8 protein-coding genes are annotated in these 10,213 nt (G+C 71.2%); 4 read left to right on the top strand and 4 right to left on the bottom strand.

Annotation, left to right across the window (positions count from 1 at the left end):
* Positions 1–224 precede the first annotated feature (224 nt).
* Positions 225–1,466, top strand: coding sequence for an arginine deiminase (locus tag ACFWI9_RS16265; RefSeq protein ID WP_387162424.1), 1,242 nt, complete (start codon positions 225–227; stop codon positions 1,464–1,466).
* Between the two features lie 94 nt (positions 1,467–1,560).
* On the top strand, positions 1,561–2,580 hold the full coding sequence (gene argF / locus ACFWI9_RS16260) for an ornithine carbamoyltransferase (RefSeq protein ID WP_387162423.1): 1,020 nt from the start codon (positions 1,561–1,563) through the stop codon (positions 2,578–2,580).
* 132 nt (positions 2,581–2,712) lie between these two features.
* On the opposite strand, the gene ACFWI9_RS16255 is transcribed toward argF, so the two are convergent.
* Positions 2,713–3,411, bottom strand: a complete 699-nt coding sequence (locus ACFWI9_RS16255) for a VOC family protein (RefSeq protein WP_387162422.1) — start codon at positions 3,409–3,411, stop codon at positions 2,713–2,715.
* Positions 3,412–3,674: 263 nt separating this feature from the next.
* A complete protein-coding gene (locus tag ACFWI9_RS16250; RefSeq protein ID WP_387162420.1) occupies positions 3,675–4,169 on the bottom strand; it encodes an ATP-binding protein in 495 nt (164 codons plus the stop codon).
* Positions 4,170–4,422: 253 nt separating this feature from the next.
* Between ACFWI9_RS16250 and ACFWI9_RS16245 the strand changes: the two genes are divergently transcribed.
* Together ACFWI9_RS16245 and ACFWI9_RS16240 are read left to right on the top strand one after the other, a co-directional pair.
* Entirely contained in the window at positions 4,423–5,250 is an 828-nt protein-coding gene (locus tag ACFWI9_RS16245) for an enoyl-CoA hydratase family protein (protein WP_387162418.1), read from the top strand.
* Positions 5,251–5,252: 2 nt separating this feature from the next.
* The gene (locus ACFWI9_RS16240) at positions 5,253–7,562 is read left to right on the top strand and encodes a bifunctional salicylyl-CoA 5-hydroxylase/oxidoreductase (RefSeq protein WP_387162417.1); all 2,310 of its coding nucleotides are present in this window, start codon (positions 5,253–5,255) and stop codon (positions 7,560–7,562) included.
* Positions 7,563–7,570: 8 nt separating this feature from the next.
* On the opposite strand, the gene ACFWI9_RS16235 is transcribed toward ACFWI9_RS16240, so the two are convergent.
* Positions 7,571–8,380 (bottom strand): PaaX family transcriptional regulator C-terminal domain-containing protein, encoded by an 810-nt coding sequence (locus ACFWI9_RS16235; RefSeq protein WP_387162415.1) that lies wholly within the window; start codon positions 8,378–8,380, stop codon positions 7,571–7,573.
* A gap of 90 nt (positions 8,381–8,470) precedes the next feature.
* Positions 8,471–10,087 carry an AMP-binding protein gene (locus ACFWI9_RS16230; RefSeq protein WP_387162456.1) on the bottom strand — a complete coding sequence of 539 codons (1,617 nt, stop codon included), beginning with the start codon at positions 10,085–10,087 and terminating at the stop codon, positions 8,471–8,473.
* Positions 10,088–10,213 lie beyond the last annotated feature (126 nt).

Below are 10,213 nucleotides of genomic sequence, written 5' to 3'. Positions count from 1 at the left end.
CCACTCGCTGGCCTCGTCTTCCAGCAACCCTCGGACCACCTCGTACCAGCGGTGGGCCCCCGGCCGGGGGGGCCGATCGGCGGGGCGCGGTGCGCCCACGCCGACGAGGGGGGGGGGGGCGGCCCCCCGCCCCGGAACCGGCCGTTTCGGACTGATCGACAAGAAATCCGGGAGTTCACGCGCCCTGGGGGCGCAAACGAAACCGTTCTGGGAACGTTTCCCGCATGGGATTCCATGTCGACTCCGAGACCGGGCGGCTGCGCCAGGTCATACTCCACCGCCCCGATCTGGAACTGAAGCGTCTCACCCCCACCAACAAGGACGCACTGCTCTTCGACGACCTCCTCTGGGTCCGCCGCGCGCGCCAGGAACACGACGGCTTCGCGGATGTGCTCAGGGACCGCGGTGTCGAAGTGCATCTCTTCGGCGACCTGCTGCGCGAGTCACTGGAGCTGCCAGCTGCCCGGAAGCTGGTGCTCGACCGGGTATTCGACGAGAAGGAATACGGTCCGCTGGCCACGGACCATCTCCGCGACGCGTTCGACGCGATGGACACGGCCGCGCTGACCGAGGTGCTGATCGGCGGAATGACCAAGCGGGAGTTCCTCGCCGGGCACCGCGAGCCCTCGTCCGTCCGCTTCCATGTGATGGACCTCGACGACTTCCTGCTCGGCCCGCTTCCCAACCACATCTTCACCCGCGACACCTCTGCCTGGATCTACGACGGTGTGTCGATCAACGCGATGCGCTGGCCCGCCCGCAGACGCGAGACCGTCCACTTCGAGGCCATCTACAAACACCACCCGCTGTTCACCGGCCCGCAGGCGGGCCCCTTCCACCACTGGTCGGAAGGCCAGGACGACTACCCCTCCACCATCGAGGGCGGGGACGTCCTGGTGATCGGCAACGGCGCGGTGCTGATCGGCATGAGCGAGCGGACCACTCCGCAGGCCGTGGAGATGCTGGCGCGCGGACTCTTCGCCGCGGGGTCCGCACGGACGATCGTGGCGCTCGACATGCCCAAGGCGCGCGCGTTCATGCATCTCGACACGGTGATGACGATGGTCGACCACGACACGTTCACCCAGTACGCGGGGCTCGGCATGCTGCGCTCGTACACCATCGAGCCCGCGGAGGGCGAGCACGGCGTGGGGCTGCGGGTCAGCGACCATCCGCCCGAGCAGATGCACAAGGCGATCGCCGCGGCCCTGGGGTTGCAGGACATCCGGGTGCTCACCGCGAAGCAGGACGTGCACGCCGCGGAACGTGAGCAGTGGGACGACGGCTGCAATGTGCTCGCCGTCGAGCCGGGCGTCGTGGTGGCGTACGACCGCAATGTGACCACGAACACCCATCTGCGCAAACGGGGCATCGAGGTGATCGAGATCCCCGGCTCCGAACTGGGCAGGGGACGTGGCGGGCCCCGCTGTATGAGCTGTCCCGTCGAGCGGGACGCCGCGAGCTGAGCCAACCTCCCGGGTCCCGCATACTGATACATGGTTTCGTATAGACTTCCAATATACTACCGTCTCTCGTATGCGCGATCCAGGAGCAGGCATCATGGCGACACACCTCGCAGGCCGCCACTTCCTCAAGGAGCTCGACTTCACCCCGGCCGAGTTCCGCGGGCTTGTGGAGCTGGCCGCCGAGCTCAAGGCCGCCAAGCGCGCGGGCGCCGAGGTCCAGCGGTTGCGCGGCAAGAACATCGCCCTGATCTTCGAGAAGACCTCGACCCGCACCCGCTGCGCCTTCGAGGTGGCCGCGGCGGACCAGGGTGCGTCCACGACGTATCTCGACTCCTCCGGCTCCCAGCTGGGCCACAAGGAGTCGGTCAAGGACACCGCCCGGGTGCTCGGCCGGATGTTCGACGCGATCGAGTATCGCGGGGACGCCCAGGCTGCGGTCGAGGAACTCGGGGCGTATGCCGGGGTGCCGGTCTACAACGGTCTGACCGACGACTGGCACCCCACGCAGATGCTCGCCGACGTGCTCACCATGACCGAGCACTGCGAGACCAAGGCCGACGGCGGTGCCCCGATCGCCTTCGCCTACCTCGGTGATGCCCGCTTCAACATGGGCAACTCCTATCTGGTGACCGGCGCGCTGCTCGGCATGGACGTCCGTATCGTCGCGCCACGGTCCTACTGGCCCGCCGAAGAGGTCATCGCGCGGGCGCGCAGCCTCGCCACCGCCAGCGGCGCGAAGATCACCCTCACCGAGGACATCGCGGAGGGCGTCTCCGGAGCCGACTTCGTCGCCACCGACGTCTGGGTCTCCATGGGCGAGCCGAAAGAGGTCTGGGACGAGCGCATCGCAGCCCTGGGTCCCTACGCGGTGACCATGGACGTGCTGCGCGCCACCGGCAACCCCGATGTCAAGTTCCTGCACTGCCTGCCGGCCTTCCACGACCTGGGTACGCAGGTCGCCCGCGACATGCATGAGCGGCACGGTCTGACCGAACTGGAGGTCACGGACGAGGTGTTCGAGTCCCCCCACTCGGTGGTGTTCGACCAGGCGGAGAACCGTATGCACACCATCAAGGCGGTGCTGGTGGCCACGCTCGCGACGCCGGGCGAATAGCTGCGTGTGTGCTCGTCGGGCCGGCCCGAGGGGTTTGGTGCGCGTCTGGACGAGTGGTTCCGAGGGCGGTCAGACCTCGAACAGCACGGCGGCCGTACCTTCGAGGCGAGGGCATCGCCGTGCGGCTCGCGGTCACGTACGCTCGGTGGCCGGTACGGGCGGGCCTGCCACGCCGACGCACGCCTCGTTGCCCTCGGGGTCGGCCAGTACCCAGTTCGACGGCGCGTCGGCATCGTTCACCAGGCGGCCACCGGCCTCGAGTGCGGCGGCTATCCGCGCCGCGGCCTGGTCATGGGGGACCCATACATCGACGTGGACCCGGTTGCGCTCAGGGCGCGGTGCGTCCATCTGCTGAAAGTAGAACGGTGCCCCGCGGCGGCGCGGGTCGATCAGGTCCTCGCCGCTGTTCGCACGGTCCTGGTAGCCGAGCAGGGCGCGCCAGAACGCCATCACTCCAGGACCTTCGATGGCGTCGATGGTGACCTGGACGGTCTGCACGGCCGACGGGTCAGCCGACAGACCCAGCGTGCGGGCCACCCCCGAGATGTGCCGGGCCAGCTCGACGTGCTGTTCGGTCAGCCCGTAGTAGTCGCCCGTGACCGTGATCAGCCGGACGATCACGCCCTCCCGCCGCACATCGACGTCCGGGTGCTCGTCCCCGACTACCGGTATCTCGCTGATCGCCTGCACGAACTGGGCGCCAGCCGCGAACGATCCGGTGCGGAAGTACGCACACGCTCCCTCGCCCACGACGCGCCAGTCCTCCATGCCGATGGTCTCGTGGAACTGCTGCGGCCTGATGCGCACGGTCCTGCTCACTGGTTTGGTCATGCGGTCAACGTAGCGTGCAGGCCCGACAACTCCCTTCGGTCATCCGGACTTCGGAACCGGTCGTGTAGTGCGGGACCCGCCCGGGCGGGGGCGGGAGACACCCGTGTCCGAGAGGATCGACCGCGGGTACACGGAGTTGGCAGCCGCGTGGAGACGCGCGCAGCAGCCCGGCTCTCGGGATCCGCGGGAGCCCGCCCCGAGCGCGCCTTCATCGTGCCGCGGCGGTAGCGGGCTGCCCCGGTCCGGCGTGCCGCGCCTGGCGACTACGACCCGGTCAGCGGGATACGGGGCGCCGGTACCGATGGAACGGCCGGGGTCGCCGCGGGGACGGTCGGGAGAGTGAACCAGACGGCCTTGCCCTGGGCGGTGGGGCGGTGGCCGCAAGCGGCGCTGAGGGTGCGGATCAGGAGCAGGCCGCGGCCGTGCTCCTGCCAGGGGTCGGGCTCGCGGTCCGGGGCCGGGGTCGACAGGCCGCCGGGTGGGGCGGGGTCGGGGTCGTGGACCTCGATCCGGCAGCGGGTGGGGAGGAGCTCCACGACCAGCTCGATCGGGTCGTCGCCCGTGGTGTGCTCCACCGCGTTGGCGACCAGCTCGGCGGTGAGGAGCTCGGCGGTGTCGCGGTCGGCCGGGGCGTCGGAGCCACCGAGGAGGGAACGGATCAGCGCGCGCGCCAGCGGTACGGCGGCCGTCGAGCGCGGGAGGGCGAGCCGTCGGCAGACGGCGGTCGCGTTCTCCGCGGTGGCGGGGGCGTGACGCAAGGCAGGGGTCCGTTCGCAGTGCTCCGTACTGCTGATGTAGCAGTCAACATACGAAGGCCGGTCAAGAGCAGACGACCTTTTCGGGTGTTTTGCCCATGTCTCGTGCCTGAGCTGATATGGGACCTTTGCCGAGTTGCGACCATGTGACGGCACGTCGGGCGCGGTTGTATAGCGCACTCATGACGGAAGTCACGTAAGGGTGATAACTTCGAGGGGCAGGCAGCCGCCCGGCAGCCCCGAGGGAGGCCACCCCATGAGCCCCTTTGCCAGCTCAGCGCCACGCACCGAGGAATGGCGCCATCTGCGGCTGACCAGGCAGGACGGCGTCGCGACCGTCACCCTCGACCGCCCTGAGAAACTCAACGCGCTCACCTTCGGCGCCTACGCCGACCTGCGGGATCTGCTCGCCGAGCTCTCCCGGGAACGGTCCGTGCGTGCCCTGGTGCTCGGCGGCGAGGGCCGCGGCTTCTGCTCCGGGGGCGACGTGGACGACATCATCGGCGCCACACTCGCCATGGACACCGCCCAGCTCCTCGACTTCAACCGGATGACCGGCCAGGTCGTCCGGGCCCTGCGCGAGTGTCCCTTCCCCGTGATCGCCGCCCTGCACGGCGTCGCCGCGGGCGCGGGAGCGGTCCTGGCGCTGGCCGCGGACTTCCGGGTCGCCGACCCCACGGCCCGGTTCTCCTTCCTCTTCACCAAGGTCGGACTCTCTGGCGGCGACATGGGCGCCGCGTATCTGCTGCCCCGCGTCGTCGGTCTCGGCCACGCCACCCGCCTGCTGATGCTCGGGGAGCCCGTCAGGGCCGTCGAAGCCGAGCGCATCGGCCTGATCAGCGAGCTGACGGCGGAAGGCGAGGCGGACAAGGCCGCCGCCGCCCTCGCCCGCCGGCTCGCCGACGGACCCACCCTCGCCTACGCGCAGACGAAGGCGCTGCTGACCTCCGAGCTCGACATGCCGCTGGCCGCCGCGATCGAGCTCGACGCGGCGACACAGGCGCTGCTGATGAACGGCGAGGACTACGCGGAGTTCCATGCCGCCTTCACCGAGAAGCGCGCCCCGAACTGGCAGGGACGCTGACCATGGCCACCCACATCGCGCCGAGTGACGCCACCGCACCGCTGCGGATCGCCGTCATCGGCGGTGGTCCCGGCGGGCTGTACGCGGCAGCGCTGCTCAAGCGGCTCGACCCGGCTCGGGAGATCACCGTCTGGGAACGCAACGCGCCCGATGACACCTTCGGGTTCGGCGTCGTCCTCTCCGACGAGACACTCGGCGGCATCGAGCACGCCGACCCCGTCGTCTACCAGGCGCTCCAAGACGAGTTCGTACGCTGGGACGACATCGACATCGTCCATCGCGGCCGGACCCTCACCTCCGGCGGCCATGGCTTCGCCGCGCTCGGGCGGCGGCGGCTGCTGGAGATCCTGCACCAGCGCTGCACCTCCCTCGGCGTACGGCTGCGCTTCCGAACCGAGGCGCCGCCCGCGGCCGAGCTGACCGCGAGCCATGACCTGGTCATCGCCGCGGACGGCGTCAACAGCCTCACCCGCGGCGCGCACGCCGAAGCGTTCAGTCCCACGATCACCGCCCACCGCTGCCGCTACATCTGGCTCGCCGCCGACTTCGCCTTCGACGCCTTCCGTTTCGAGATCGCCGAGACCGAGCACGGCGTGATGCAGCTGCACGGCTACCCGTACGCGCCCGCCGAGTCGACCGTGATCGTGGAGATGCGCGAGGAGGTCTGGCGGGCCGCCGGGCTCGACGAGTGCGACGAGCAGCAGTCCGCGGAGCGCTGCGCCAAGATCTTCGCGGACGCACTCGGCGGTCGCCCCCTGCGCGGGAACAACTCCGCCTGGATCGCCTTCCGTACGGTCGTCAACGAACACTGGTCGCACGGCAGCGTTGTGCTGCTCGGGGACGCCGCGCACACCGCGCACTTCTCCATCGGGTCCGGTACCAAACTCGCCGTCGAAGACGCCCTCGCCCTCGCCGCCTGCATCGAGGAGCAGCCGGGAATCCCGGAGGCACTGGCAGCGTACGAGGCCGAGCGCCGCCCGGTGGTCGAGTCGACGCAGCGCGCGGCGGCGGCCAGTCTGCGCTGGTTCGAGGAACTGGGGACGTATCTCGACCAGCCACCCCGCCAGTTCGCGTTCAACCTCCTCACCCGCAGCCGCCGTGTCACCCACGACAACCTGCGGCTGCGCGACTCCGGCTTCACCGAGTCCGTCGAAAGGGACTTCGGCTGCCCGCCCGGCACCCCGCCGATGTTCACACCCCTCCGGCTGCGCGGGCTCACCCTGCGGAACCGGGTGGTCGTCTCGCCCATGGACATGTACTCCGCCGAGGACGGGATGCCCGGGGACTTCCACCTCGTGCACCTCGGTTCGCGGGCGCTCGGCGGCGCCGCGCTCGTCATGACCGAGATGGTCTGCGTCAGCCCCGAAGGACGCATCACCCCCGGTTGCACCGGCCTCTACACCGACGAGCAGGCCGCGGCCTGGCGCCGCGTGACGGACTTTGTCCACCAGCGCTCACCCGGGACCGCCATCGGTGTGCAACTCGGCCACTCCGGACGCAAGGGCTCCACCCGGCTGATGTGGGAGGGCATCGACCAGCCGCTGCCCGACGCCAACTGGCCGCTGGTCGCCGCCTCGCCGCTGCCGTACCGGCCGGGCGTCAACCAGACCCCGCACCAGCTCGACCGGCACGGACTGACCGCGATCCGCGAGCAGTTCACCGAGGCCGCCCGGCGCGCCGCCGACAGCGGATTCGATCTGCTCGAACTCCACTGCGCCCACGGCTATCTGCTGTCCGGATTCCTCTCGCCGCTCACCAACCAGCGCACCGACGGCTACGGCGGCACACTCGCCGGACGGCTGCGCTACCCGCTGGAGGTCTTCGACGCCGTACGCGCCGTCTGGCCCGACGACCGCCCGATGACGGTGCGCGTCTCCGCCACCGACTGGGCCCCTGGCGGTACGACCGCCGATGACGCCGTTGAGATCGCACGCGCGTTCGCCGCGCACGGCGCCGACGCCATCGATGTCTCCACCGGACAGGTCGTGCCCGAGGAACGCCCCGAGTACGGGCGCTCGTACCAGACTCCGTACGCCGACCGGATCCGCAACACCCTGCGCGTCCCGGTCATCGCCGTCGGCGCCATCTCCTCCTGGGACGACGTCAACTCCCTGCTGCTCGCCGGACGCGCCGACCTGTGCGCGCTGGCCCGGCCCCACCTCTACGACCCGCACTGGACCCTGCACGCTGCGGCCGACCAGAGCTACGACGGACCGTCGGCGCCCTGGCCGCTGCCGTACCGGGCGGGCAGCCGCAAACCGCCCACCGGGCGCACCGACGCGCCGAAGCCGCGCCTCACCCTGCCGTCGTAGCCGACGGCTCAGCCTGGGGTCATGAACCGCGCCCCGGCGTCCCGCAGCCGTCCGTGCAGACCCATGAACACCGCCGCCGAGCGGCCCCCCGGCCAGTCGGCGGGCAGCAGCTCGTCGGGCAGCCCGGGGTCCGCGTAAGGCAGCCGGCGCCAGGAGTCCAGGGCCAGCAGATAGTCCCGGTAGGCCGCGTCGGGCGGGGTGTCCTCGCGCGCCTCCCAGGCCCGCAGCACCGGGCCATGGGCCTCGAGGAACTCCTCGTGCTGCTTGGCGATCGCCGCCAGGTCCCACCAGCGGGCCGCGGCGTCGGCCGTCGCGGCGAAACCCAGGTGCTCGGCCCGGAACAGGTCGACATACGGGTCGAGCCCGAGCCGCCGCAGGGTGTGCGCGGTCTCCTCGTGGAAGCGGGCGGGCGCGATCCAGACACCCGGGGCGGCCGTGCCGAAGCCCAGCCGTGCCAGCCGGGAGCGAAGCAGATGCCGCTTGTGCCGTTCGGCCTCCGGCACGGAGAACACCGCGAGCACCCAGCCGTCGGCGAGCTTCGGCGCGGACTGGTCGTAGATGCGTTGGTCGCCGTCGTCCAGCAGCTGGCGGGCAGCCGGCGAGAGGGCGTAACCCGCCGCGCCACCGGCCGTACGTTCGGGCACCAGCAGCCCGCGCCGCTTGAGCCGGGACACCGACGAGCGCACCGAAGGCCCGTCCACGCCGACCGCGGCGAGCAGCCGGATCAGCTCGGCGACGGCGAGCGAGCCCGCCGTCTCGCGCCCGTACGCGCCGTACAGGGTGACGATCAGGGATCGGGGGGTGTGCAGTTCGGCCACGTGATCACTCTAATTCCGGCTGACCCCGTCCTCTAAGGCGCCGCCGCCAAGGCGCTGCCCGAGGCGTTGCCGCTATGGCGCCAGGCCCCGTTATGGCGCCACCTCCCGCAGCCGGAAGCGTTGCAGCTTGCCGGTGGGCGTACGGGGCAGCGCGTCGAGGAAGACGATCACACGCGGACACTTGTACGGCGCCAGCCGGTCCCGGACGAAGTCGCGCAGCGCCGCTTCCGTCCCGTCGCCGCGCTCGGCACCGTCCCGCAGCACCACGTAGGCCGCCACGATATGACCGCGCAGTTCGTCGGGCCGCCCGACCACCGCCGCCTCCACCACGTCGGGGTGGTCGAGCAGGGTGTCCTCCACCTCGGGTCCTGCGATGTTGTAACCCGCCGAGATGATCATGTCGTCGGCGCGAGCCACGTAGCGGAACCATCCGTCCGGCTCACGGACGTAGGTGTCCCCGGTGAGGTTCCACCCGTCGCGCACGTACACCTGCTGGCGAGGATCGGACAGATAGCGGCAGCCGACCGGGCCGCGCACCGCCAGCAACCCCGGCTCGCCGTCCGGTACCGGCGTACCGGTCCCGGCGTCCACGACCCGGGCCTCCCAGCCCGGCACCGGCAGCCCGGTCGTGCCCGGACGGATGTCCCCGTCCGCGGCCGAGATGAAGATATGCAGCAGTTCGGTGGCACCGATGCCGTTGATGATGCGCAGACCGGTGCGCTCGTGCCAGGACTGCCAGGTCGCTGCGGGCAGATTCTCCCCGGCCGACACACAGCGCCGTAGCGAGGACACGTCATACGCGGCCAGGTCGTCCAGCATCACCCGGTACGCGGTCGGCGCCGTGAACAGCACGGACACCCGGTGCTCCGCGATCGCCGGAAGCAACTGCTTCGGTCCCGCCTGCTCCAGCAGCAGCGCCGACGCCCCGGCGCGCATCGGGAAGATCACCAGGCCGCCGAGACCGAAGGTGAAGCCCAGCGGGGGACTGCCCGCGAAGACATCGTCGGGCGTCGGCCGCAGCACCCCTGCCGAGAAGGTGTCGGCGACCGCCAGCACATCCCGGTGGAAGTGCATACACCCCTTCGGGCGGCCCGTCGTGCCGCTGGTGAAGGCGATCAGCGCCACGTCGTCGGCCGCGGTCTGGACAGCGGGATACGTGTCCGGCTTCCCGGCCGCCAGCCGCAGCAGGTCGTCCGGCGCGTCGCCGCCGTACGCCGTGATACGCAGCCCCGGCACCTCCGCCTTCACCAACTCGTCGACGCCGCGGACATCGCACAGCGCGTGCTCCACCCGGGCGATCTCGCAGATGGTCGCGAGCTCTTTGGCCCGCTGCTGCGCGAGTACGGTGACGGCGACCGCTCCCGTCTTCATCACGGCCAGCCAGCAGGCGGCCAGCCAGGGGGTGGTGGGCCCGCGCAGCAGCACACGGTTCCCCGGCACCACACCCAGCTCACCGGTCAGCACATGCGCGATCCGGTCCACCCGTGCGCGCAGGTCGGCGTAGGTCCAGATGGCGCCGGAGGTCCCGTCGCGGAAGACGGGCCGGTCGCCTCCGTACCGGTCGATCGTCGCGTCCAGCAGCTCCGCACCGCAGTTGAGCCGCGTCGGATAGCGCAGTCCTGGCGGTTCGGGCGGGGCGGGCGGTGGGGACCAAACACCCCGCCCCGGCGGGGGGGGCCCGGGGGGCGGGGCGGGGGGGGTGGGCAGGCAACACGCGCCCCCGGGCGCCCCCGGGGGGGGGGGCGGGCGCGGCGCGGGTGTGATGGGCACGCTGCGCTACGCCCGCGGCCCCCTCCGGGTGGGGTGGGGGGGGGCCGCCCCCCCCCGCCGGCC

It is taken from the genome of Streptomyces sp. NPDC127084 (genome assembly GCF_042724175.1).
Taxonomy (GTDB): domain Bacteria; phylum Actinomycetota; class Actinomycetes; order Streptomycetales; family Streptomycetaceae; genus Streptomyces.
The sequence above is the reverse complement of the archived record's forward strand: the minus strand, read 5'-3'. Positions and strand labels throughout refer to the sequence as shown.